The sequence below is a fragment of the Salipiger sp. 1_MG-2023 genome (genome assembly GCF_030547555.1).
Lineage (GTDB): Bacteria > Pseudomonadota > Alphaproteobacteria > Rhodobacterales > Rhodobacteraceae > Salipiger.
Genome location: NZ_JAUOQN010000020.1, coordinates 41,866 through 65,175 on the forward strand (window position 1 = coordinate 41,866; position 23,310 = coordinate 65,175).

Consider the following 23,310-nt stretch of genomic DNA (forward strand, 5'->3'; position numbering starts at 1 on the left):
TCGCAGGGCGGCGCCCGTCAGGCGCCGCCGCCGGTATCAGTTGCCGACCCGGTTCACATCGAAGGTGGCATTCGACAGCTTGGTGGCCGTCAGACCACCCAGCACCACCGTCGTGGTCTGGCCATTGCCATCGCGCACGATCCACTGACGCAGCTCCATCGGGTTCGCGGTGAACTTCATCTGGATCGAGCCGTATTCCGGGCGCGCCGGATCCTGTGCGGTGACCGTTGTCGCGGTGCCATCATAGCTGTGCCCCGTCACCATCCCGGCCCGGCCAAGATTGACGTTGCGATCAAGGATGATCGACAGCGGCGTCTGGCTCAGCGGATAGGTCTCGGGCTGCCCGCCCACCTTCTTGTCAAAGATATACACCGCGCCGGACCATGCCAGCACCATGGCCTGTTCGGGCGGGTTGTACTCGAAACGCATCTTGCCGGGGCGCTTGATATAGACCGTCCCGGTCGAGATCGTGCCGTCACCGTTGATCTGGGTGAACGGGCTTTTGGCCGACTGGATGGTGTTGAGATACTGCGAGATCTGGCCAAGCGACAGCTGGTCTGCGGCCACCGGAACGGCGGTCAGCGCAAGCGCGGTCAGCGCGGCGAGGGCGGTGCGGAGCATAAATCGTCCTTCCTGCTCTGGTCGATGGCGGCAGACATGGCACCGGCTGTCCGGTTATGCCATATCCGCCGCGCCTTGCAGGGATAGATAGGCGCTAACCGCGGCCAGCCAAGGCTCAGCGTGCCAGCGCACCGGCGAGGGATCGCCTGTAGTCCGCCTTGCGGGGCATCCCGGCGCGCGCCTCGCGGTCAATCCAGCCCGGATCAAAGGCGATCTTCAGGGGGCAACCGGTCAGCAGCCCGTGCGCGAGCTGCCCGGTCCTGCCGCCCTCGCCAGCTTGGCGCGCGCATCATGTGTGCGGCGTGGCAAAAGCGACTGGGGATGCAGTCCGCAAGGCCGCGCCAACCCAAGGCTGCTAAACAATTGTTCACCCGCGGCGGCCCATTTGCCCAGCCTGTGTGAACAATGCCACGCTTACCCGCCGAACCCTGCGCGATCTGGGCTGGAGGTTGGCAGCGATTGCGCAGGCGGGCAAAGGTGGCGCAAACACAACGACGACGGTGGCCGTTTGCGCCCGCCGCAAAACAAGACACCGTGGAGAATGGACATGCCGGTTTTGAACAGGGCTGGGCGAGGTCGAGTCGCCGCGCGTGCCTGTGTACTGGCGGCAACGACCTGCGCCCTGTCCGCCGGGGCGGCCCTGCCACAGGAAAGCCCGTGGATCTGGAATCGCCCGGTGCTGAACTTCATGGGCGTGCCCGGCATCATCGACATGCCAACGGCGCATTCGGCCCGCGATGCAGATATCGACGTATCGCTGTCAATCCTTGACGGCAGCCGCCGCCTGACCGGGCATTTCCAGATCACGCCGCGCCTGTCGGGCGTGTTCCGCTACGCCAATCTGGACAGCTATCAGGGCATTGACCCCTATTACGACCGCAGCTTCGATTTGCGGTTCCTGCTGCACGAAGAAACCGCCCGGATGCCCGCCGTAACGGTGGGGCTTCAGGATTTCGGCGGCACCGGCATCTATGCCGGCGAATACCTTGTTGCCACCAAGACCTTCGGGCGGCTGCGCGCGACCACCGGGCTTGGCTGGGGGCGCTTTGCCGGTCGGGACGGGTTCGACAACCCGCTTGGCCTGTTCAGCGATGATTTCAAGACCCGGCCATCGGGGCCTTCGGGCGTGCAAGGCACTGGCCAACTCGACGCAAAGCAATGGTTCCGCGGCGACGCCGCGCTGTTTGCCGGGCTGCAATACGCGGTGAACGACCGGCTGATGCTGTCTGCCGAATACTCGACGGATACCTATTCCAATGAAGAGCAGTACACGTCATTCGAATACCGCTCGCCCGTCAACGTCGGGCTGTCCTACCGCTATAGCGACAGCCTGTCGATCAGCGGCGCGTGGCTTCACGGCTCTGCCGTGGCCGCCGGGCTGACCTATACGTTCAACCCAAAGACGCCGAACCGCTATCCCGGCGGGTTCGACCGCGCGCCTTTCCCGGTGACTCCGCGCGCCCCCGGCAGCGCCGTCGATCTTGGCTGGACGCAGCTGACCGACGCAAACGGCATCCTGCGCGACAACATGCAGCGCTACCTGGCCATCGACGATCTCCTGCTCGAAGGCTTCGACGTCGGGCCGCGCAGCGCCCGGATCTCGTTGCGGATGGGCGGCCAGACCGCTCCGGCGCAGGTCATCGGCCGGGTGGCCCGGATGATGACCAACAACCTGCCGCCCTCGGTCGAACGCTACGACATCACCCTGATCGACAACAACGGTCTGGCGGTCAGCACGGTGACGCTTACCCGCTCCGACCTCGAAGAGCTGGAGCACGCGCCCGACGGCGCATGGCAAAGCTTTGCCCGCGCCAAAATTGTGTCAGCGCAGGATTTGCCCACCGTCGTCGATGCCGCCTACCCGAAAGCCAGTTGGCGGTTGGGGCCGTATCTCGAGGCGAGCTATTTCGACCCCGAAAGCCCGATCCGCCTGACCTTCGGCGCCGAACTTAGCGGCCGTTACGAGCCAGCCCCCGGGCTGGTGCTGCAAGGCGCGCTGCGCCAGAAGCTTGCGGGCAATGCCGGCGATCTGCCCACATCGAACTCGGTGCTGGAACATGTGCGGTCCGACAACGCGCGCTACGCCGATCAGGACGGCATCACGATGCCGAGCCTGACAGCGGCGAAATTCTTCCGGCCGGGCGAGGATGTTTTTGGCCGCATCACCGCTGGCTGGTTCGAGCCGATGTTCGGCGGCCTCTCCGGAGAGGTGCTGTGGAAGCCGGTCGATAGCCGCCTCGGTCTCGGGCTTGAAATCAACTATGCCAAGCAGCGCGAGTACGAACAGGGCTTCGGCTTTCAGTCTTATGACGTCTGGACCGGCCACGCCTCGGCCTATTGGCAAGGCGATGGCGGCTTTGCCTACCAGCTTGATGCCGGGCGCTATCTTGCCGGCGACTGGGGCGCGACACTGGGCATCGACCGCACCTTCGGCAACGGTATCAGCATCGGCGCCTTTGCCACGCTGACCGATGTCAGCTTCGACGATTTCGGCGAAGGCTCGTTCGACAAGGGCATTCGCTTCGACATCCCGCTGTCCGCCCTCACCGGCCAGCGCACCCGTGCAAGCATCACGCGGACGATCCGTCCGGTGCAGCGGGACGGCGGCGCCCGACTGGAGGTCGACGGACGTCTTTACGAACAGGTGCGCGATTTCCAACAACCGGCGCTGCAATCCGACTGGGGGCGGTTCTGGCGATGAAAACAGCATCCATGGCATTGCTCTGCGCTCTGGCGCTTGCCGCCTGCAGCAGCGATGGCGCAACGAAAAAGACGTTCACCGAGCTGAGCGCCTTGATCAGGGTCAGCAAAGCGCCCGCGGTCGATCTGCGCGCGCAGCTGACCCCCGAGATCGCCGCCCAGACCGACGCTCCGCTGTTCCTGCTGACGCTGCCACAGCGCGACGCGGCGCAGGCGCTGTTCGCGCAGGAACAGACCAGTGGTGCCAATACGTCGTGGCGGTCCGGATCTGGCGAAGGCATCGTGCTGCAAGGCGGTGTGCTGCAGGCGACGCGGGGCCTTGGCGGCGACCTGATCACTGCGGATGTGACGGATGTGCGCGCCGCGCTGGCCGGTCGCATCAATCAAGGCGAGCGGGTGCACCGGCATCTTGACGGCGAAGATAAGCTGATCGCCGAGGCCTATGTCTGCGACTACACCCGCAGCGCAGACAGCACGCAGGCCTATTTCAAGACCCTGCCCGCGACGCGAATCAACGAAAGCTGTACCGGACTGGTGCAGGAGTTCGACAATACCTACTGGGTCGACGGCTCTGGCCGGGTTCTGCGCGCAATCGAATGGGCCGGCCCGGCCATCGGCTATATCGAGCGCGAACAGCTTCAATAGGCCGATACTCCGCCGCCCCGGGCGGCGGAGACATCGAATCCACCAAAAATCATTCTATTGTGCTGAAACTCTGCGCGACAAGACCGCGCGCCGGGCAGTTGGCATTGCAGCACCGGCCAAAGGCTGGCAAAAGCAGCCACAAGGGGTTGCGAATTTCTGTACCTGTGCAACCTTGGTGATGTGTAACGAGTTCATTGTTGGAGTTATGACATGGTTCATGTCAGATCTGCGCCCTGCCGCGTGCCGTTTCTGGTCGCGGCGCTTCTTCTGCCTGCAACAGGCAGCCAAGCGCAGGACGTTGTCCCGAGATATCCCGAAGAGCCAAGCGAAGCATCGCCGCTGCTTCCAACCCCGTCGCTGACCACGACGGCGCTGCTGACTGCCACTTCGACGTCGGACGGAGGGTCCTCCGGCAGTACCAGCAGCACCAGTTCGACGGTCCGCGACTAAGTTCGGATAGCGCGCGCCGCACCCACAACGGCGCACGGATTGGGCATTGGCCGATTTTCAAGCACCGGGAGACATTCCGACGCATTAATTTTCCGTGCCTTCGCAACACCCTTTGCGCGAGTGCCTCTGACATGTTAACCGAAAGAAACGTCTTTCAGAGGAAATCTCAAAATGACTCGAATTCTTGCACTCGCAGCCGCAAGCCTTGTTTCTCTTGCACCGATCGCTCAGGCTCAGGAAGTCACGCCGCGCGATCCTAGCATCAGCTCACAAAGCGCACCGCTGTCCCTTATGCCGCTGCTGATCGCTGGCACCGTGGCAACGATCGCGATTGCCTCGACCTCCGGTGGTAGTGGCGATGGTGGATCCTCCAACAACACGACTCCTTTGCAGTAAGCGCCACAACGTAGCGCAGAGATCTGCCGTGGCTGAGGCGAACCTGCATCGGGTTCGCCTTTTCGCTGCCGGTTCGGTGGCATGAAGACCCCTTTGACAGTACTGCTTTCGTAAAGAAGAAGCGGCTCACCGACAGACCATCGAGACGAGGACGAGACATGGCCAAGAACACTTTCAGGGGACTCGCCGCGGCGAGTCTGTTGGCGCTGGGGGCCTGCGGCGTTGCCTACCAGTCACCCTCGGTGAACCCGGTGCGTGGCAGTGATGCCAAGGTCCGGGTGCTCAAGATCACGCCCGAAAGCACCATCGTTGCCAATCGCTCGGACTATGCGCCCAAGGAATTGCCGCCGTTCTTCTTCAACACCGCCGGCGGTGGCAATGTCCGGCCCGGCGCGGGCAGCGCCCCTGCCCCGGTGGTCGAATATCAAAGCAAACCTTCCTCGCTTCAGACCCGCGTTCCCCCTGCGCCCGCAACCGGACCCTACCAGATCGGCGTCGGTGACGTGCTGCTGCTTGCCACGCCGCAGGCCGGCTCGACCGTCGAGCAGCTGACCGGCCTTCTGGCCGCCACCAACTCGCGCCAAGGCTATACCGTGCAGGACGATGGCGCGATCGCGATTCCCAATGTCGGGCGGGTTCAGGTTGCCGGATCGACCATCGACGAGGCCGAGAACAGCCTGTTCCAGCGGCTTGTCGAGAATGACATCGAACCGACCTTCAGCCTTGAAGTCACCGAGTTCAACTCGAAGAAAGTGTCGATCGGTGGCGCCGTCTCGAACCCGACCGTTGCGCCGATCACCCTGACGCCGCTGTACCTCGACGAGGCGCTTGCCGCTGCCGGGGGCGTCAACGCCGCCGATCTCGATTACGCGTCGGTGCGGATCTATCGCGACGGCACGATCTACCAGATTCCGCTTGATGAGCTGTATTCCAACCGCAGCCTTGCACGGGTGCAGCTTGCGGACGGCGACGCCGTGTTCGTCGATACCCAATACGAGCTGACCCGGGCGCAGGCCTATTTCGAGGAACGCATCCGCCTTGCGGAATTCCGGCAATCCTCGCGTCTTTCCGCGCTGAACGAGCTGTCCGCGGAGGTCTCGCTGCGCCGTCAGGACATGTCCGAAGCACGCACGAACTATACCACCCGGCTCGAGCTGGATTCGGTAGACCGCGATTACGTCTATCTTGCCGGCGAGGTCGCAAGCCAGGCGCGCTACACGCTGCCCTTCGGCAAGACGGCCTCGCTGGCCGACGCGCTCTATTCCAATGGCGGCATACCGACCCAATCCGGAAACGTGCGCGAAATCTACGTGCTGCGCGGCTCTGCCGATGCGCGGGAATTCGGCGCGATCACCGCTTGGCAGCTTGACGCGCGCGATGCGACGAACCTGCTTCTTGCCACCCGCTTCGAGCTGCGCCCGAACGATGTGGTCTTTGTCGCAGAGCAACCGGTCACACGCTGGAGCCGCGTGGTCAACCAGATCACCCCGTCGCTGATCGTCAGTGCTACGAACGCCGCAACGAATTAAGCAGGACTGGCCAGGCGTTGTTCGACAGCGCTCTGGCTTTTTCGCACAATCGTGCCAGATCCAGCTCATGAGACTGTTTTCACGGCGCAAGCCCGCCCCCACCCTTGCCCGGCCTTGTCGGGTATTCGACACCCCCATCGCCCCCGAAGCGCCGTTCTGGGCGATCGGTGACGTTCACGGCTGTGCCGGGCTGCTCGATGGTCTGTTCGACCGGATGTTCGGCCAAGGCAGTCCGGTATCGACGCTGATCATGCTTGGCGACTACGTGGATCGCGGCGACGACAGCCTTCAGGTGCTGCGACGCCTGCACGGCATCCATGCAGAACTTGGCCACAAGGCAGTGGTCTGTCTGCGCGGCAACCACGAGCAGATGTTCATCGACTTTCTCGACCGCCCCGACACCACTGGGCCGCGATGGATCCGGCATGGCGGGCTGCAGACTCTGGCCAGCTTCGGTGTTCCCGCCCCGCGTTCCAGCGCCGAGCCCGCGCAGTGGATCGAGGCACGTGACCGGGTGCGCGAGACGATGGGCGCGCCGATGGAACGCTGGCTGCGCGCCCTGCCCTCCAGCTGCATGTCGGGCAACGTCTTCGCCTGCCACGCCGGGGCCGATCCGGCGCGTTCGGTGGAGCATCAGGATGAGTCGGTGCTGACATGGGGCCATGCGGATTTCGAAAAGGAAGTCCGCGACGATGGCATCTGGGTTCTGCATGGCCACACCATTGTCACCACGGCCAACGCGACGTCGGGGCGTATCGCGCTCGATACCGGGGCCTATGCCACCGGCAAACTGAGCGCGGCATTGATCGAACCGGGCAACGTCACGTTCGTCTCGACCTGAGCGAAGGCAGGCGCTCGGCGCAGGATCGCCGCCCGCCTTGGCGGGCTTACAGCACTTCCACGCCGGCGCGCTTACAGCAGTTCTTACTTGGCGTGCTTACAGCACTTCCACGCCGGCGTGCTTACAGCACGTCTTGCTTGGCGTGCTTACAACACGACGATCCCGCTGTGCTTTGCCTTGTGCTCGGGTTCGACGTGGATGGTAACGCGGCTGCCCTCAAAGGCATTGTGCAACGCCGTCTCGATCCGGTCGCAGATGTCATGCGCCGACTCGACGCTCATCTCGCCCGGCACCACGAGGTGGAACTCCACGAACAGGGCCCGCCCGGCACGGCGCGAGCGCAGATCATGCGCCTCGACCGCGCCCTCGGCATTGGCCGAGATCAGTACCCGCAGCTGCTCGATCTCGCCTTCCGGGGCAGCTTCGTCCATCAGCCCGCCGACGGAATGGCGCATCACTTGCCAGCCGGACCACAGGATATTGAGCGCCACCAGCGCCGCCAGCAACGGATCGAGCCACGCCCAGCCGGTCAGTACCGCCGCAACCACCCCGATTGTCACCCCCACCGACGACACCACGTCGGTCAGCAAATGCTTGCCATCCGCTTCAAGCGCGGGCGAGCGCAGCCGCCGCGCCGTGCGCAGCAGAATCATGCACCAGAGCGCATTGATCATCCCGGCCACAAGGTTGATCGCAAGCCCCGTCCAGGGCGCGTCGATCATGCGCGGGTGCTGCCAGCCGTCCCACGCCTCGCGCAGGATGAGAATGGCGGCGACCACGATCAGCACACCTTCAAGCACGGCGCTGAAATACTCGGCCTTGTGATGGCCATAGGGGTGATCGGCGTCGGCCGGCATGGCCGAAATGCGCAGTGCCACAAGCGCCGCAAGCGCGGTGGCGACATTGACGATGCTTTCCAAAGCGTCCGACAACAAGGCGACCGATCCGGTCAGCCACCATGCCAGCGTCTTCAGGGCAAGAACCGCGATACCCACGACAACGCTGCCGTAGGCGATTTTCAGGACCTGGCTCATGACTGCCTCTGTGCCGTCTTGTCGGGAATGCCGCTGATAGCGAAGCGGTCCCGAGTGCGCAACAGTGCACCCGGATCGCGGTGGCCTACTTTTTCAGCGCATCCCGGATATCGATCAGGATGTCGAGTTGCGACGGCCCGGTCTCGACCTCGGGGGCGACCTCATCGGGCTTTTCGGCGGCGGATTTGACCCGGTTCACCATCTTGACCAGCATGAAGACCACAAAGGCGATGATGAAGAAGTTGATGATCGCCGTGATGAACGAGCCATAGGCAAACACCGTCGCGCCGGCTTCGCGCGCGGCATCAAGGCTGGCGTAGCTGGCATCGCCCATCGTCCAGTACAGGTTGGTGAAATCGATGCCGCCGGTGAACAGCCCGACGATGGGGTTGATCATGTCCTGAACAAGCGATTGCACGATGGCGGTAAAGGCGGCGCCGATGATGATGCCCACCGCCATGTCCATGACATTGCCCTTGGCAATAAAATCCTTGAATTCCTGAATCACTGGCCGTCTCCCTCGCTGAGCGTGTTGCATTGCGGAATGAACCGCCATTGACGTGATTGTGACATGAAATGCCACGTCTCCAGAGAGAAATTGCGCAGCGGGGCCCGGTTCGGTCTTCAGACGTTGCGCCGTGTCCGCACCAAGATGCCTGCCGGGCAGTTGCGCCACCCGCCTTCGCGCCGGGGCTTAACACCGGGAAACGCGCCGTCACGCATGCGGGTCAGCTGCTGCGGCGCAGCCCCGGTTTTGCGCAAACGCCGGGCCATCGCGGGCCGGGGCCCTGATCCGGCCGCGCAATGCAGCGAATTTCCCCGAAAACGCATCACCTTCCCGCGCGGCGGCGATATCACGCGCATTTGCGGGGGCGATGCCCTTTCGCGCCCCTGCAAGCAGTCCTATAAGGGCCACGGCTTGGGCTCAGAGAGTCGCAGGCCCGTAATGTTATTACGCGCTCACACAAGACGATTGGGGACAGGCACGGCATGTTTGGATTGGACAGACTCATGGGCGTCTTCTCGGCGGACATGGCCATCGACCTCGGCACCGCGAACACGCTGGTCTATGTCAAGGGACGGGGCGTCGTGCTGTCCGAACCATCGGTGGTGGCCTATCACATCAAGGACGGCGTCAAGAAGGTGCTGGCCGTAGGCGAGGATGCCAAGCTGATGCTCGGCCGCACCCCCGGCAGCATCGAGGCGATCCGTCCGATGCGCGAAGGCGTGATCGCCGATTTCGACACCGCCGAGGAAATGATCAAGCATTTCATCCGCAAGGTGCACCGGCGGTCGACCTTTTCCAAACCCAAGATCATCGTCTGCGTGCCGCACGGCGCGACCCCGGTTGAAAAGCGCGCTATCCGCCAGTCGGTGCTGAGCGCTGGTGCCCGCAAGGCAGGCCTGATTGCCGAACCGATCGCGGCGGCCATCGGCGCCGGGATGCCGATCACCGACCCCACCGGCAACATGGTCGTGGACATCGGCGGCGGCACCACCGAGGTGGCCGTGCTGTCGCTGGGCGATATCGTCTATGCCCGCTCGATCCGCGTCGGCGGCGACCGCATGGACGAGGCAATCGTCAACTACCTGCGTCGTCAGCAGAATCTGCTCGTCGGTGAATCCACCGCAGAGCGGATCAAGACCTCTATCGGTACCGCGCGGATGCCCGATGACGGGCGCGGCAGCTCGATGCAGATTCGCGGCCGCGACCTGCTCAACGGCGTGCCCAAGGAAACCGAGATCAGCCAGGCGCAGGTCGCCGAGGCGCTGGCGGAACCGGTGCAGCAGATCTGCGAAGCGGTGATGACCGCGCTCGAAGCCACCCCGCCGGATCTGGCCGCCGACATCGTCGACCGCGGCGTGATGCTGACGGGCGGCGGCGCGCTGCTGGGCGATCTCGATTTGGCGCTGCGCGAGCAGACCGGGCTTGCGGTGTCGATCGCGGATGAACCCCTCAATTGCGTGGCGCTTGGCACCGGCAAGGCGCTGGAATACGAAAAACAGCTGCGCCACGCCATCGATTACGATTCCTGACCTTTCAGCCGCGCCCAAAGCGCGGCAAACTAGGACCGAATGGCGAAGAACGGCTCGCATTCCGAACATTACTCCGGCCCGCTGAAGCGCCTGCTTCTGGCGGTTCTGATGCTATGCCTCGTCGGGCTGTTCATCTTCTGGCGCATCGACAGCCCGCGCGTCGAGCGGTTCCGCGCGCAGGTGGTCGACCGGGTCATTCCGGGATTCGACTGGGCGATGGCCCCGGTCAGCGGCGCGGCGCGGCTGCTGCGCGATTTTCAGAGCTACCAGCGCATCTATGATCAGAATCAGGAACTGCGGCGCGAATTGCGCCAGATGACCGCGTGGAAAGAGGCCGCGCTTCAGCTGGAACAGGAAAACGCCCGGCTGCGCGATCTCAACAATGTGCGGCTCGATCCGCGGCTGACCTATATCACCGGCGTGGTGCTGGCCGATTCCGGCTCGCCGTTCCGGCAGTCGGTGCTGATCAACCTCGGCTCGCGCGATGGCATCGTCGATGGCTGGGCGGCAATGGATGGCATCGGCCTTGTGGGGCGGATCTCGGGCGTGGGGCCGAACACCAGCCGGGTCATCATGCTCACCGATACCACCAGCCGCATCCCGGCGGTGATCCAGCCGTCGGGGCAGCGGGCGCTGATCACCGGCGACAATTCCGCCGCCCCGCCCATCGACTTTCTCGAAGACGACGATCAGGTGCGCCCCGGCGATCGGATCGTCACCTCCGGCGACGGTGAGGTGTTCCCCCCCGGCCTGCTGATCGGGCAGGTGGCCGAAGATCCGGGGGGGCGGCTGCGCGTGCGCCTTGCCGCCGATTACGAGCGGCTGGAATTCCTGCGGGTGCTGCGCGACCATGGTGCGCGGCAAGTCAGCGCCCCATCGGCGCTGATCCTGCCCGACGTGACACCAGGCATGGATCTGCCCGCGCCCAACGTGCCGGAGCCGAACGGTGGCTGAGGCGCGCCCCGGCAGGATCTGGCTGATGCGGCTGAGCTTTGTCGCTTTGGCCGTGCTGATCCTGTTCTACCACCTGTTGCCGCTCGACCTGATGCCGCCGCGATATGCCGGGCCGGATCTGCTGGTATCGCTGTGCTTTGCATGGTCGTTGCGCCGCCCCGATTACGTGCCCGCGCTGCTGATCGCCGCTGTGATGCTGCTTGCCGATCTGATGCTGGGGCGGCCCCCCGGCCTGTGGGCGGCGCTGGTGCTGCTGGCGAGCGAAATGCTCAAGCGGCGCGACCGGCGCGGCCCGGAAACCACCTTTGTCATGGAATGGATCGCCGTGGCCACCATGTTGATGGCCATCACCCTTGTCTATCGGCTGGTGCTTGGCCTGCTGCTGGTGCCTGCCGGCCCGCCGTTCCTGTCGCTTATGCGATTTGCCATGACCGTGATATGCTACCCGCTTGTGGTCGTGCTATCGCAGGTCCTGCTTGGGGTCCGTCGCATGGCCCCTGGAGATTTTGACCACGCCGGGAGAAGCCTGTGAGACGCACGCCCCGCGAGACCGCCGAGAGCAGCCGCAAGATCACCCGCCGCGGCCTTTTGCTTGGCGGCAGCCAGCTGGCCTTCGCCGGGGTGCTGGCCCTGCGCATGCGCCACGTTCAGGTCGATCAGGCCGATGAATTCCGCCTTCTGGCCGAAGAAAACCGCATCAACATCCACCTGATCCCGCCGTCGCGCGGGCGGATCTTTGATCGCGAAGGCCGGGTCATCGCCGATAACGAGAACACCTACCGCATCACCATGCGGCGCGAGGATGCGGGCGATCTTGAGGACACCATCGGCAAGCTGGCACAACTTGTCAGCCTCGATCCCGAAGATGTGAGCCGGGCGCTTGACGAAATGCGCCACTCGCCGCCCTTTTTGCAGGTTGCCGTCGCGGATCGGGTCAGCTGGGATGAAATCTCTCGTGTGGCGGTCAACGCCCCTGCCCTGCCCGGCGTCACCCCCGAGGTCGGGCTGAGCCGGGTCTATCCGCAGCACGAGACCTTCGCCCATGTGGTGGGCTATGTCGGCCCGGTGTCGGAACGCGACCTTGCCCGCTATGAGGACCCGGAGCCGGTGCTGCGTATCCCACGGTTCCAGATCGGCAAGGTCGGGATCGAAGCGAAATTCGAAGAAGCCCTGCGCGGCTCTGCCGGGGCCAAGCGGGTCGAGGTCAACGCCGTGGGCCGCGTCATGCGCGAGCTCGACCGACGCGAGGGCACCGCTGGCGCCGATCTGCAACTGACCCTGGACAGCGATCTTCAGGATTACATCAAGGCGCGGCTCGGCCCGGAAAGCGCCTCGGCGGTGGTGATGGAGGTCGAGACCGGCGACATCCTCGCCATCGCCTCGTCGCCGTCCTATGATCCCAACAAATTCGTGCGGGGGATATCCACGAAGGATTACAGCGCGCTGCGCGACAACAATCACCGCCCACTGGCGTCGAAAACCGTGCAGGACGCCTATCCTCCGGGATCGACCTTCAAGATGGTCACCGCGCTGGCCGGTCTGGCCGCCGGGGTGATCGGCCCCGACGATACCGCCTATTGCCGCGGCCATATCGAGGTCGGCTCGCGTCGCTTCCACTGCTGGAAGCGCGCCGGCCATGGCCATGTGAACCTTGAAAACAGCCTGCGCGACAGTTGCGACGTCTATTATTACGAACTGGCGATGAAGGTCGGTATCGAGAACATCGCCGCGATGGGCCGCAAGCTCGGCCTTGGCATCGCCCCCGATGTGCCGATGTCGGCGGTGACCCCCGGGCTGATGCCCGACAAGGACTGGAAGCGGCGCGAGCGCGGCGCGGAATGGCTGGTCGGCGATTCGGTGAACGCCTCGATCGGCCAGGGCTTCGTGCTGACCTCGCCCCTGCAGCAGGCGATCATGACAGCCCGCCTTGCCACCGGGCGCGAAATCATGCCCCGCCTCGTGCGCAGCATCGGTGGCGTGCAAACCCCGATCGAGGGCGGCGGAGACCTCGGCATCGACCCGCGGCACCTGAAATGGGTGCGCAAGGGCATGATCTCGGTGGTCAACAGCCCGCGCGGCACCGCCCGCAGCTCGCGCATCGAAGCCGATGACATGCGCATGGCCGGCAAGACCGGCACCAGTCAGGTGCGCAACCGCGTCGTCAAGAACCAGGACGTGCCGTGGGAAGAACGCGACCACGCGCTGTTCGTCTGCTACGCGCCGCTTGATAACCCGCGCATTGCGGTTTCAGTGGTCATCGAACATGGCGGTGGCGGCTCTGCCGAGGCAGCGCCGGTGGCGCGTGACGTCATGCTTCAGGCGCTGTACAAGGGCACCCCGCCGCTCGAGGCTTACCCCTCGTCCGACCGCGGCAGAATCCGCGAGCAGCAAGAGCGCATCGCCCACGAACGCGCCAAACGCCACGAAGCCGAGGGCCGCCGCGCATGAGCTATCTTGAATATTCCGTCAAGACGGTTCCGACCGGCTGGCGCAAGATCCTGTTTCTGAACTGGCCCCTGGTGGTGCTGCTGAGCGCGGTGGCCAGCGTCGGTTTCCTGATGCTGTATTCCGTCGCCGGAGGTTCGTTGCAGCCATGGGCAGAGCCGCAGATGAAGCGCTACCTGCTGGGGCTGGGCGCGATGTTCTTCGTGGCGATGGTGCCGATCTGGCTGTGGCGCAACCTGTCGGCGCTGATCTATCTTGGCGCGCTGGGGCTGCTGATCTTGGTCGAGCTGTTCGGCGCGATCGGCATGGGCGCCCAGCGCTGGATCGACATCGGCTTCATGCGGCTGCAACCGTCGGAACTGATGAAGGTCTCGCTGGTGATGGCGCTGGCCGCCTATTATGACTGGCTGCCGCTGAAACGGGTCTCACGACCGATCTGGGTGCTGCTGCCGCTGCTGCTGATCCTTGCGCCAACCATTCTGACGCTGATTCAGCCCGACCTTGGCACCGCGCTTTTGCTGATGATCGGGGGCGGTGCGATGATGTTCATGGCCGGGGTACACTGGGCCTATTTCGCCGTGGTGATCGCGGCAGGCGTCGGCACGGTGTACACGGTGTTTCTATCGCGCGGCACGCCGTGGCAATTGCTCAAGGACTATCAGTTCCGCCGCATCGACACGTTTCTGGACCCCTCGACCGATCCGCTTGGCGCCGGGTATCACATCACCCAGGCCAAGATCGCCATGGGGTCTGGCGGCTGGACCGGGCGCGGGTTCATGCAGGGCACCCAGTCGCGGCTCAACTTTCTGCCCGAGAAACACACCGATTTCATCTTCAACACGCTCGCCGAGGAATTCGGCTTTGTCGGCGGGCTGTCCTTGTTGCTTCTTTATGTGCTGATCGTCATCTTCTGCGTGTTCGCGGCAATCCAGAACAAGGACCGTTATTCGTCGCTGCTGATCCTTGGGGTCGGGCTGACCTTCTTCCTGTTCTTCGCGGTGAACATGTCGATGGTGATGGGGCTTGCCCCGGTGGTCGGCGTGCCGCTGCCGCTGGTCAGCTACGGCGGCTCTGCCATGCTGGTGCTGATGATCGCCTTCGGCCTCGTACAAAGCGCCCATATCCACAGACCACGTTAAGGCTTCTTATGATAAATATTCTCTTCGCCGCCACCGATAGTCGCTGGCCGGAATACGCAGCGCCGCTGCGCAAGGCGCTGGACGCGCTCGGCCTGCACTATGTGCTATCGCGCGAGCTTGCGCCCGAGGACGTGGATTACATCGTCTACGCACCCAATTCCGACGTGCAGGATTTTCGCCCCTACACCCGCCTGAAGGCCGTGCTGAACCTCTGGGCCGGGGTCGAGAAAGTGACGCAGAACCCGACCCTGACGGTGCCGCTGGCCCGCATGGTCGATGACGAAGGTCTCACGCAGGGCATGGTCGAATACGTTACGGGGCACGTTCTGCGGCATCATCTGGGGATGGATGCGCATATCGTCAATCCGGGGCACGACTGGCCAAAGCTGACACCGCCGCTGGCGAGCGAGCGCCCGGTGACCATCCTTGGCCTTGGCACGCTGGGGGTCGCCTGCGCCAAGGCGCTTCGCACCCTTGGGTTCCCGGTGACCGGCTGGTCGCGCAGCCCAAAGCAGGTTGACGGCGTGCGCTGCCTGCACGGCATGGACCAGCTTGATAAGGCGCTGGAAACCGCGCAAATTCTCGTGCTGTTGCTGCCGGACACCCCGGCGACGACAGACCTGCTGAACGCCGAGCGCCTTGCCCGCCTGCCCAAGGGTGCGATGATCGTCAACCCGGGGCGTGGGCCGCTGATCGACGATGCCGCGCTCGTTGCCGCGCTTGATGACGGGCAGATCGCCCACGCGACGCTGGATGTGTTTCGCATCGAGCCATTGCCGCAGGATCACCCGTTCTGGGCCCATCCCAAGGTGACGGTCACGCCGCATATCGCCTCGGAAACCCGCGCGCCCAGCGCCGCCCGGGTCATCGCCGAGAACATCCGTCGCGGCGAAGTCGGCGAGCCGTTCCTGCATCTTGTCGACCGGACTGCGGGCTACTGATCTTTCGGCGTGTTCATGCGTCAGGCCTGACGACGCTTGAACACGCCGGTTCCCTTGGCGACCAGCGTGCCAAGATCGTCGGTCAGGGTCGCCTCGGCGTAATAGATGCTGCGCCCGCCGCCCGTAAGATGTGCTTCGCAGATCAACCGGCTGCCTTGCGCCTTGCCGATATACTGCACGTTCAGCGACAGGGTCAGCGACGTCATCCGCAGCTCGGCATCGCCAGTCCAGCAGCCGGAAATCCCCATGGCGCTGTCGATCAGCGTGGCATGCACCCCGCCGTGCGGAATGCCCTGCCGGTTTCCCAGCTTGTCCGTGATGTCCATCTCGTAGCGGGCAAAGCCCTCGCGCCAATCGGTCAGCTCATAGCCCAGCAGCGTGGCAAAGGCGCTTGGCGGATCGGTGATGTCGCTCATGCGTCGGGGATCTCCTGTTGCAGCTCAAGCGGCGCGGCCGGCGCTTTGAGATCGTCGATCCGCAATGGCCCGCTCGGACGCGACAGCCTCGGGCGCACCACCCAGTACAGCCGCTCCGAAGCCCGCGTGATCGCCACATAGGCCAGCCGTTTCCACAGTGGTTGGCCGGCCTCGACCCGGCCCATCCGCGCGGCGGCGTAAAGATCCGGGGCGAACACCTGCACCTGCTCCCATTGCGAGCCCTGCGCCTTGTGGATCGTCACCGCTGCGCCGTGCAGAAAGGTCGCGCCCATGCGCGCGGCGAAGGGAATGAACGGCTCGGCCTCGTCAGGCTTTTCGATCTTGACGATCGAGGCCGCCGACAGCTGCGGCTCTGCTGCGCCCATCACATGCAGACGCGAGAATCCCGGCTTCTTGCCCGGCCCGAGATAGATCACCTGCGCCCCCTTGATCAGGCCGCGCGCCTCGAGATCGAGCCGCTTCTTGCGATGCTTGAGCGGCAGTTCAAGCCCGTCGCAAATCAGCGGCTCGCCCGGCAGAAGCTCGGTTTCGGGGGCTTCGAAGACGTTGCGAAAAGCGTTGATCAGCCGGATGCGCGTGGCATTGCGCCAGACCAGCACCGGAGAGCGCGCCATCAGGTCGACCTCGACGCGATTTGCCCAGACCACGCGATCATCCTGCGCCGCCTTTTCTTCGACCATGCGTTCGAAATCGTGAAATTCCAGCGCCGGGTCGGCCAGCGCATGGGCCAGATCCAGAATCGGGTTTTCCGCCTGCTGGCGGTGAATGCGGTGCAATTCGATCTTGTTCACATCGGCGATGGTGTCGAACACCATCTTGCCCGACTGGTTCACCGGCGCCAGCTGCGCGGGGTCGCCGAACAGCACCAGATTGGGAAAGATCTCGCGCAGATCGTCGAACTGCCGCTCATCGAGCATCGAGGCCTCGTCGACAAAGCCGATGTCCAGCGGCTCTTCGCGCCGTTTCCAGCCGGTGATGAAATCGCTGCCCCGCAGCCCGGCCGAGGCCAGCGCAGCAGGCACCGAGCCGTGGGTCTGAAAGCTGGCAAAGGCGCGGTCGAGCGCGTCTTCGCCAAGATCTTCGATCTCGGGCTTTTCGCCCTCGCCCATCAGCCATTCGGCAATGCGCTCGTATTGCGGGTCATAGACCGGGGTATAGATGATACGGTGGATCGTCGTCGCGGGAACGCCGCGCATCCGCAACACGCTTGCCGCCTTGTTGGTCGGGGCCAGCACCGCGAAACTGCGCTTTTCCGCCAGCTTGCGCGGCTCGTAATCACCCGAGACCAGATCGAGTCCCGCCGCCTTGAGCGACTTGCAAAGCTCTGACAGCAAAAGCGTCTTGCCCGAGCCCGCCTTGCCCATCAATGCCATGACGCGGTTGCGGCCCTCGATTGCGGGCTCGGCTGTCCCGTCGTCAAGATCGACCCCGGCGCCGCGCAGCATGTCCGCCACGCGGTCCCATGCTTCGGCCTGGTCTTCGGAGAATGTAACGGCGGGCAAATCCATGCGCCGGACCCTACCCGCCCGCTGTGCCAGATGCCAGATGCCAAGCGCTCAGGCGGCCACCGAAAGGCACGGGGAATCGGCGCCAAACGCCGCCTCGAACCATGCCCGCGACTGGGCCGGGTCGATCCCGGCGCTGGCCGCCACGCGCGCCTGTGCATCGGCGCTGAATTCCCACAAGCCGACCGAGATCCGCTCGCGCCCGTCGCCCTCGCTGCCCAAGACGTCCGGCGATGCGCCGATGCGATTGTAGATCCGCACCATGCGGGCATCGAACACGCCGACGTAATGTTCGACGCCAAAGCCCTTCATGACCTCGCCGCCGGCCAGCATCAACGCCGCCGCTGCACCCGGATCGGTGTTACGGGCCAGACAGAAGCGGGTGCATTCCCAGATGATCGGGCTTTCGATATGCACCCCGCCCGTCAGGTTCAGGAAATGCTCGTTCACCATGCAGCGCCCGACTGTCGGCAGCAGCCGCATTGATCCACCATGGGTGCCGTCAGCCTTTTCCCAGATCACGTAAAGCGGTCTCAGATCATCGTATTCGTCGCGCTCATAGCCTTGGCTGTCGACGGTGACATCCCATCCGAGGCGGGTCTTGAACTGGTCCGCCCGGTCGCGAAACATGGTCTGTGCGAGAAGCGGAAAGTGCTGAAGCTGGTCTGCGTAAAGGTAGCGGATCATGTCGTTTCTCCCGTTGTCCGATAGGATCAGACTGCGAGACGACGGTTAACCGGGTTCCCCAGCGCCGTTCGGTCGGCTTAAACGAAGGCGACCGCACCGTGCGCTGCAATTAACAAGCGGTGAAAACGACAACGCGCCCGGCGAAGACCGAGCGCGCAGCAACGACTTGATATGCGTGGCTAGACGACGATCAGCCCCCGAGACAGCGCGCGGGCAACGGCGTGGGTGGTGTTCATCGCGCCCAGCTTGAAACGGGCGCTTTCGATATAGACCCGCAACGTGTGCTCCGAGATGTTCAGCGTCTCGGCTGCCTGCGCCCGGCTGTAGCCCACGGCCAGCAGCGTCATCGCCTCGACCTCGCGCGGGCTGAGCGGTTGCGCGGGTTCGGGCTTGCGCCCCGGCTCGAGTTCGAGCGCCTTTTGATTGAAGGCGTGTGAGATCAGGATCAATTCGCGCCGGTTGGTTTCGGTGAACAGTTGCCACGAGTCGTCATCGCAGTGATGGCTGACGCTGAATAGCGCGAACTGCCCGTTTGGCCCCCGGATCGGAATGGAATACCCCTGATTGCCGACCCTGTGCGCGATGGCGTCCTTTTGAAACGCCCGCGCCGCTCTCGACGACCAATCGAGCCGTTTCCAGTCGACCGGGTGGAAGCGTTGATAGCAACCCTGGATAACCGGATCGATCCGCAGATATCCTTTTTCGAGGTAACGCTGGACCCAGACCGGGTCATATGTGCCGCAGCCGAATTGTTCGCCAGCTGCGCTGACCCAATGATAGACCAGATGGTCGATCGCGTAATAGTCTCTCAGCGCAACGGCCACCGCCTGGAAATCCTCCGGCTTCGAGGATTTCTCAAGCTGCTCCAGTAACCCGTCCGTTGCGGGGAAGTTCGCCGCATATCCCAAAGGCACCCCCTTCGGCGCCCGACGCGATTTCCATCTGCGCGATGAGTTGTGCCTCATCGAGCTGCTCGGCCAGCGCGTTCATTGCGTTGGCACGGGCAAAGGTCTTCAGGTCCGTCAAGACGTCGATAATCCAGTCATGTGTCATGGCTAGCCTTCCCTTCGAGAGTTAACAAATTGTTAAGAACAACTATAGCATGCGCCGATCTGGTAAGAAATTCACGGATTCCACATCCCCAGAAATGGCGATGGTGTGATTTGCAACCTCTTGATCGACTTATCCACAGCCCTGAAACGCAAGATGTTCGCGGACCGTCAGAACGATCCGCGAACATCTAATACCAACCGAATCCTGAAGCTCCGGTTAACTACGTGCCGCAAGCGCCTCTTCAAAGGTGCGCAGCCCGGTTTTGGGCGCCTGCACCAGCACTGACATGTTGCCGGGCTTGTGCTCGTTGCGCAGCATCTTCATGTGCGCCTCGGGGATCTGCTCCCATTCAAACACCTCGGACATGCACGGATCGAGCCGCCGCTCGACCATCAGGCGGTTCGCCGAAGCCGCCTGCTTGAGATGGGCGAAATGCGAGCCCTGAAGCCGCTTCTGGTGCATCCACATGTAGCGCACGTCGAAGGTGCAGTTGAACCCGGTGGTGCCAGCGCAGATCACCACCATGCCGCCTTTCTTGCAGACAAGGCAGGACACCGGGAACGTCGCCTCGCCCGGGTGTTCGAACACCATGTCGACGCTGACGCCCTTGCCGGTGATGTCCCAGATCGCCTTGCCGAACTTGCGCGCTTCCTTGAGCCACGCGTTGTATTCCGGCGTATTGACCGTGGGCAGCTGGCCCCAGCACTTGAAATCCTTGCGGTTGATCGCGCCCTTGGCGCCAAGGCCCAGAACGAAATCGCGCTTGTCTTCTTCCGAGATCACCGCAATGGCGTTCGCCCCCGCCGTGTTGATCAGCTGGATCGCATAAGACCCAAGACCGCCCGAGGCGCCCCAGACCAGCACATTCTGGCCGGGCTTGAGCTCATGCGGGTGATGGCCGAACAGCATCCGGTAGGCGGTGGCCAGCGTCAGCGTGTAGCAGGCGCTTTCTTCCCATGTCAGGTGCTTGGGGCGCGGCATCAGCTGCTGCGCCTGCACGCGGGTAAACTGGCTGAACGAGCCATCGCCGGTCTCGTAGCCCCAGATGCGCTGGGTGGGCGAGAACATCGGATCGCCGCCGTTGCATTCCTCGTCGTCGCCATTGTCCTGATTGCAATGGATGACAACCTCGTCGCCGACCTTCCAGCTGGTGACCTTGTCGCCCACCGCCCAGACGATGCCAGACGCATCGGACCCCGCGATATGATACTCGGCACCATGCACATCAAACGGTGAGATCGGAATGCCCAGCCCGGCCCAGACACCGTTGTAATTGACCCCGGCAGCCATGACGAGCACCAGCACCTCGTGGCTGTCGACCTGCCATGTATCGACGACTTCCTTCTGGAACGACGTGTCGGGCTCGCCGTGACGTTCGCGGCGGATCGCCCAAGCGTACATCTTTTTTGGCACGTAGCCGAGAGGCGGCATTTCACCGATCTCGTAAAGATCCTTTTCGGGCGCGTCGTAGGGCGCAATACCAATTTGCGTGTCCAGAGCCATTCGAGGCCTCCTTCCTCAAGCGATCCTTGCGGATCTGTGTCCTCTCTCTCGACGCCGCAGTGCAGAATCGCGGCCCCGGTCTACGATTGAGATAACTTTCGTCACGCAACAATGCAACACCATCACCATGTATTTTGTAATTTTATGACCGAGCTGATGCAGCATCACCGCAAGCGGGCCAGCCAGAACCGCCTGCTCAGGCAACATCTCCAAGTATCTGGATCAAAATACATGGTGCGCCGCGATTCCCTTCACGGAACCGACTGACGCAGGCGTAAACTGCCTCAAAGCGCCGCGAAACCTGCCCAAGATCGTAGCGCCGCCGCGCTGCGGCGAATTGACGAGACATTTTCTTTCTCATATGACGATATGAACGCAACAAGCTTGCTCATCCATTCGGACCTGCTGACGGAGACCGACATGACGGAAGTTCTCAAAGACCGCCCCTGGCTGATCCGCACCTATGCGGGCCATTCCACCGCCAAGGCCTCGAACGCGCTGTACCGCAGCAATCTTGCGCGCGGGCAGACCGGCTTGTCGGTCGCCTTCGATCTCCCCACCCAGACCGGCTATGACAGCGACCACCTTCTGTCGAAGGGCGAGGTCGGCAAGGTCGGGGTTCCCGTCTGCCATCTGGGTGACATGCGCGCGCTGTTTCAGGACATCCCGCTGGAACAGATGAACACCTCGATGACGATCAACGCCACCGCCCCGTGGCTGCTGTCGCTGTATATCGCGGTGGCCGAAGAACAGGGCGCGGATGTCGCCAAGCTGCAAGGCACGGTGCAGAACGACCTGATCAAGGAATACCTGTCGCGCGGCACCTATATCTGCCCGCCGAAACCGTCGCTGAAGATGATCGGCGACGTGGCGGAATATTGCTATACCAACGTGCCGAAATGGAACCCGATGAACGTGTGTTCCTACCATCTGCAAGAGGCCGGTGCGACGCCCGAACAGGAGCTGGCCTTTGCGCTGGCCACTGGCATCGCGGTGCTCGACGAGCTTAGGCCTCGCGTCGCGGATGCGGATTTCCCGGCGCTGTGCGGGCGGATTTCGTTTTTCGTCAACGCCGGCATCCGGTTCGTGACCGAGATGTGCAAGATGCGCGCCTTTGTCGATCTGTGGGACGAGATCCTTGAACAGCGCTATGGCATCGCCGACGCGAAATACCGCCGCTTCCGCTACGGGGTGCAGGTGAACTCGCTTGGCCTGACCGAACAGCAGCCCGAAAACAACGTCTACCGCATCCTGATCGAGATGCTGGCGGTGACGCTGTCGAAAAAGGCCCGCGCCCGCGCCGTACAGCTGCCGGCGTGGAACGAGGCACTTGGCCTGCCCCGCCCGTGGGATCAGCAATGGTCGATGCGGATGCAACAGATCCTCGCCTACGAGACCGACCTGCTGGAATTCGGCGATCTGTTCGATGGCAACCCCGCGGTGGATGCCAAGGTCGAGGCGCTGAAAGACGGTGCGCGCGCCGAGCTTGGCAATATCGACAGCATGGGCGGGGCGATCGGCGCCATCGATTACATGAAATCGCGGCTGGTCGAGTCCAACGCCGAGCGCCTCAACCGGATCGAGCGCAACGAGACCATCGTTGTCGGCGTCAACAAGTGGACAGAGGGCGAGCCCTCACCGCTGCTCGGCGAAGACGGCGGCATCATGGTGGTCGACCCGGCTGTCGAGCAGGAACAGATCGACCGCCTGAACGCTTGGCGCGCCGAGCGCGACGATGCCGAGGTGCAGGCCGCGCTTGCCGAGCTGCGCGCCGCCGCCCTCGAGGGTCGCAACGTCATGCCCGCCTCGATCCGCGCGGCGCGCGCCGGGGTCACCACCGGCGAATGGGCGCAGCAAATGCGCGCCGTGCACGGCGAATACCGCGGGCCGACCGGGGTGTCGCGCGCAGTGTCGAACAAGACCGAAGGGCTCGACGACATCCGCGAGGCGGTGAACGCGGTCAGCGATCGCCTTGGCAAGCGCCTGCGCTTTCTTGTCGGCAAGCCGGGGCTGGACGGGCATTCGAACGGTGCCGAACAGATCGCCTTCCGCGCCCGCGACTGCGGCATGGAAATCGACTATGAAGGCATTCGCCTGACGCCCGAGCAGATCGTCGAGGCCGCCAAGACCGGGGCCCATGTGGTCGGGCTGTCGATCCTGTCGGGAAGCCACATCCCGCTGGTCGAAGACCTGATGCAACGGATGCGCGCCGAGGGTCTGGGCCATGTACCGGTGGTTGTCGGTGGCATCATTCCCGATGACGACGCAAAGCGACTGACCGCAATGGGCGTGGCAAAAGTCTACACTCCGAAAGATTTTGTGCTGAACACGATCATGAAGGATATCGTGTCCCTAGCCGATCCCAAGGCCGAAGCTGCGGAATAAGCCTTGAG

Annotated in this window: 21 protein-coding genes; 12 read left to right on the forward strand and 9 right to left on the reverse strand. The window is 63.7% G+C overall.

The window, feature by feature from the left end:
• Positions 1–36 precede the first annotated feature (36 nt).
• Positions 37–621, reverse strand: coding sequence for an outer membrane lipoprotein carrier protein LolA (locus tag Q4543_RS11585; RefSeq protein WP_303438461.1), 585 nt, complete (start codon positions 619–621; stop codon positions 37–39).
• Between the two features lie 547 nt (positions 622–1,168).
• On the opposite strand from Q4543_RS11585, the gene Q4543_RS11590 reads away from it, so the two are divergent.
• The 5 genes from Q4543_RS11590 to Q4543_RS11610 all read left to right on the forward strand — a co-directional run bounded on the left by Q4543_RS11590 (position 1,169) and on the right by Q4543_RS11610 (position 7,182).
• The gene (locus Q4543_RS11590; RefSeq protein ID WP_303438462.1) at positions 1,169–3,322 is read left to right on the forward strand and encodes a YjbH domain-containing protein; all 2,154 of its coding nucleotides are present in this window, start codon (positions 1,169–1,171) and stop codon (positions 3,320–3,322) included.
• A gap of 11 nt (positions 3,323–3,333) precedes the next feature.
• Positions 3,334–3,966: a YjbF family lipoprotein gene (locus Q4543_RS11595; RefSeq protein ID WP_303438463.1), complete on the forward strand. Its 633-nt coding sequence runs from the start codon at positions 3,334–3,336 to the stop codon at positions 3,964–3,966.
• Positions 3,967–4,587: 621 nt separating this feature from the next.
• Complete coding sequence (locus tag Q4543_RS11600; RefSeq protein WP_303438464.1) at positions 4,588–4,812, forward strand: hypothetical protein; 225 nt, start codon at positions 4,588–4,590, stop codon at positions 4,810–4,812.
• A 158-nt stretch (positions 4,813–4,970) separates the two neighbouring features.
• Positions 4,971–6,341, forward strand: a complete 1,371-nt coding sequence (locus Q4543_RS11605; RefSeq protein ID WP_303438466.1) for a polysaccharide biosynthesis/export family protein — start codon at positions 4,971–4,973, stop codon at positions 6,339–6,341.
• 67 nt (positions 6,342–6,408) lie between these two features.
• Positions 6,409–7,182 carry a metallophosphoesterase gene (locus Q4543_RS11610; protein WP_303438468.1) on the forward strand — a complete coding sequence of 258 codons (774 nt, stop codon included), beginning with the start codon at positions 6,409–6,411 and terminating at the stop codon, positions 7,180–7,182.
• A gap of 146 nt (positions 7,183–7,328) precedes the next feature.
• On the opposite strand, the gene Q4543_RS11615 is transcribed toward Q4543_RS11610, so the two are convergent.
• On the reverse strand, positions 7,329–8,216 hold the full coding sequence (locus Q4543_RS11615; RefSeq protein WP_216004550.1) for a cation diffusion facilitator family transporter: 888 nt from the start codon (positions 8,214–8,216) through the stop codon (positions 7,329–7,331).
• 85 nt (positions 8,217–8,301) lie between these two features.
• Positions 8,302–8,724, reverse strand: a complete 423-nt coding sequence (gene mscL / locus Q4543_RS11620; RefSeq protein WP_216004551.1) for a large conductance mechanosensitive channel protein MscL — start codon at positions 8,722–8,724, stop codon at positions 8,302–8,304.
• 482 nt (positions 8,725–9,206) lie between these two features.
• On the opposite strand from mscL, the gene Q4543_RS11625 reads away from it, so the two are divergent.
• From Q4543_RS11625 to Q4543_RS11650, 6 genes are read left to right on the forward strand one after another with little or no spacing between them, the layout of a single operon-like run.
• Positions 9,207–10,253 carry a rod shape-determining protein gene (locus Q4543_RS11625; protein WP_216004552.1) on the forward strand — a complete coding sequence of 349 codons (1,047 nt, stop codon included), beginning with the start codon at positions 9,207–9,209 and terminating at the stop codon, positions 10,251–10,253.
• Between the two features lie 39 nt (positions 10,254–10,292).
• Entirely contained in the window at positions 10,293–11,207 is a 915-nt protein-coding gene (gene mreC / locus Q4543_RS11630) for a rod shape-determining protein MreC (RefSeq protein ID WP_303438475.1), read from the forward strand.
• On the forward strand, positions 11,200–11,739 hold the full coding sequence (locus tag Q4543_RS11635; protein ID WP_216004554.1) for a rod shape-determining protein MreD: 540 nt from the start codon (positions 11,200–11,202) through the stop codon (positions 11,737–11,739). The genes mreC and Q4543_RS11635 overlap by 8 nt, the downstream gene beginning before the upstream one ends.
• Entirely contained in the window at positions 11,736–13,655 is a 1,920-nt protein-coding gene (mrdA, locus tag Q4543_RS11640) for a penicillin-binding protein 2 (RefSeq protein ID WP_303438478.1), read from the forward strand. Before Q4543_RS11635 ends, mrdA begins: the two co-directional genes overlap by 4 nt.
• On the forward strand, positions 13,652–14,791 hold the full coding sequence (rodA, locus tag Q4543_RS11645; RefSeq protein ID WP_216004556.1) for a rod shape-determining protein RodA: 1,140 nt from the start codon (positions 13,652–13,654) through the stop codon (positions 14,789–14,791). The genes mrdA and rodA overlap by 4 nt, the downstream gene beginning before the upstream one ends.
• A gap of 8 nt (positions 14,792–14,799) precedes the next feature.
• Positions 14,800–15,732, forward strand: a complete 933-nt coding sequence (locus Q4543_RS11650) for a glyoxylate/hydroxypyruvate reductase A (RefSeq protein ID WP_303438481.1) — start codon at positions 14,800–14,802, stop codon at positions 15,730–15,732.
• Between the two features lie 20 nt (positions 15,733–15,752).
• Here the strand turns inward: Q4543_RS11650 and Q4543_RS11655 are convergent, their stop codons facing one another.
• The 6 genes from Q4543_RS11655 to ccrA all read right to left on the reverse strand — a co-directional run bounded on the left by Q4543_RS11655 (position 15,753) and on the right by ccrA (position 20,917).
• Entirely contained in the window at positions 15,753–16,148 is a 396-nt protein-coding gene (locus Q4543_RS11655) for a PaaI family thioesterase (protein ID WP_303438483.1), read from the reverse strand.
• Positions 16,145–17,677 carry an ATP-dependent RecD-like DNA helicase gene (locus Q4543_RS11660; protein ID WP_303438485.1) on the reverse strand — a complete coding sequence of 511 codons (1,533 nt, stop codon included), beginning with the start codon at positions 17,675–17,677 and terminating at the stop codon, positions 16,145–16,147. The genes Q4543_RS11655 and Q4543_RS11660 overlap by 4 nt, the downstream gene beginning before the upstream one ends.
• Before the next feature lie 48 nt (positions 17,678–17,725).
• Positions 17,726–18,361 (reverse strand): acyl-homoserine-lactone synthase, encoded by a 636-nt coding sequence (locus Q4543_RS11665; protein WP_216004560.1) that lies wholly within the window; start codon positions 18,359–18,361, stop codon positions 17,726–17,728.
• Between the two features lie 179 nt (positions 18,362–18,540).
• Positions 18,541–19,269, reverse strand: a complete 729-nt coding sequence (locus tag Q4543_RS11670) for a LuxR family transcriptional regulator (protein ID WP_303438488.1) — start codon at positions 19,267–19,269, stop codon at positions 18,541–18,543.
• On the reverse strand, positions 19,217–19,414 hold the full coding sequence (locus tag Q4543_RS11675) for a hypothetical protein (RefSeq protein ID WP_303438490.1): 198 nt from the start codon (positions 19,412–19,414) through the stop codon (positions 19,217–19,219). The genes Q4543_RS11670 and Q4543_RS11675 overlap by 53 nt, the downstream gene beginning before the upstream one ends.
• A 216-nt stretch (positions 19,415–19,630) precedes the next feature.
• Complete coding sequence (gene ccrA, locus Q4543_RS11680; protein ID WP_216004563.1) at positions 19,631–20,917, reverse strand: crotonyl-CoA carboxylase/reductase; 1,287 nt, start codon at positions 20,915–20,917, stop codon at positions 19,631–19,633.
• A gap of 420 nt (positions 20,918–21,337) precedes the next feature.
• Here ccrA and Q4543_RS11685 point away from each other — a divergent pair, with 420 nt between their 5' ends.
• Positions 21,338–23,302, forward strand: a complete 1,965-nt coding sequence (locus Q4543_RS11685) for a protein meaA (protein ID WP_303438493.1) — start codon at positions 21,338–21,340, stop codon at positions 23,300–23,302.
• The last annotated feature ends 8 nt before the right edge of the window (positions 23,303–23,310 follow it).

Bases quoted from the DNA above. Each gene is read 5' to 3' on its own strand.
- Q4543_RS11585 (WP_303438461.1), bottom strand. From the start codon at position 621: ATGCTCCGCACCGCCCTCGCCGCGCTGACCGCGCTTGCGCTGACCGCC.
- Q4543_RS11590 (WP_303438462.1), top strand. From the start codon at position 1,169: ATGCCGGTTTTGAACAGGGCTGGGCGAGGTCGAGTCGCCGCGCGTGCC.
- Q4543_RS11595 (WP_303438463.1), top strand. From the start codon at position 3,334: ATGGCATTGCTCTGCGCTCTGGCGCTTGCCGCCTGCAGCAGCGATGGC.
- Q4543_RS11600 (WP_303438464.1), top strand. From the start codon at position 4,588: ATGACTCGAATTCTTGCACTCGCAGCCGCAAGCCTTGTTTCTCTTGCA.
- Q4543_RS11605 (WP_303438466.1), top strand. From the start codon at position 4,971: ATGGCCAAGAACACTTTCAGGGGACTCGCCGCGGCGAGTCTGTTGGCG.
- Q4543_RS11610 (WP_303438468.1), top strand. From the start codon at position 6,409: ATGAGACTGTTTTCACGGCGCAAGCCCGCCCCCACCCTTGCCCGGCCT.
- Q4543_RS11615 (WP_216004550.1), bottom strand. From the start codon at position 8,216: ATGAGCCAGGTCCTGAAAATCGCCTACGGCAGCGTTGTCGTGGGTATC.
- Q4543_RS11625 (WP_216004552.1), top strand. From the start codon at position 9,207: ATGTTTGGATTGGACAGACTCATGGGCGTCTTCTCGGCGGACATGGCC.
- mreC (WP_303438475.1), top strand. From the start codon at position 10,293: ATGGCGAAGAACGGCTCGCATTCCGAACATTACTCCGGCCCGCTGAAG.
- rodA (WP_216004556.1), top strand. From the start codon at position 13,652: ATGAGCTATCTTGAATATTCCGTCAAGACGGTTCCGACCGGCTGGCGC.
- Q4543_RS11650 (WP_303438481.1), top strand. From the start codon at position 14,800: ATGATAAATATTCTCTTCGCCGCCACCGATAGTCGCTGGCCGGAATAC.
- Q4543_RS11655 (WP_303438483.1), bottom strand. From the start codon at position 16,148: ATGAGCGACATCACCGATCCGCCAAGCGCCTTTGCCACGCTGCTGGGC.
- Q4543_RS11660 (WP_303438485.1), bottom strand. From the start codon at position 17,677: ATGGATTTGCCCGCCGTTACATTCTCCGAAGACCAGGCCGAAGCATGG.
- Q4543_RS11665 (WP_216004560.1), bottom strand. From the start codon at position 18,361: ATGATCCGCTACCTTTACGCAGACCAGCTTCAGCACTTTCCGCTTCTC.
- Q4543_RS11675 (WP_303438490.1), bottom strand. From the start codon at position 19,414: ATGACACATGACTGGATTATCGACGTCTTGACGGACCTGAAGACCTTT.
- ccrA (WP_216004563.1), bottom strand. From the start codon at position 20,917: ATGGCTCTGGACACGCAAATTGGTATTGCGCCCTACGACGCGCCCGAA.
- Q4543_RS11685 (WP_303438493.1), top strand. From the start codon at position 21,338: ATGACGGAAGTTCTCAAAGACCGCCCCTGGCTGATCCGCACCTATGCG.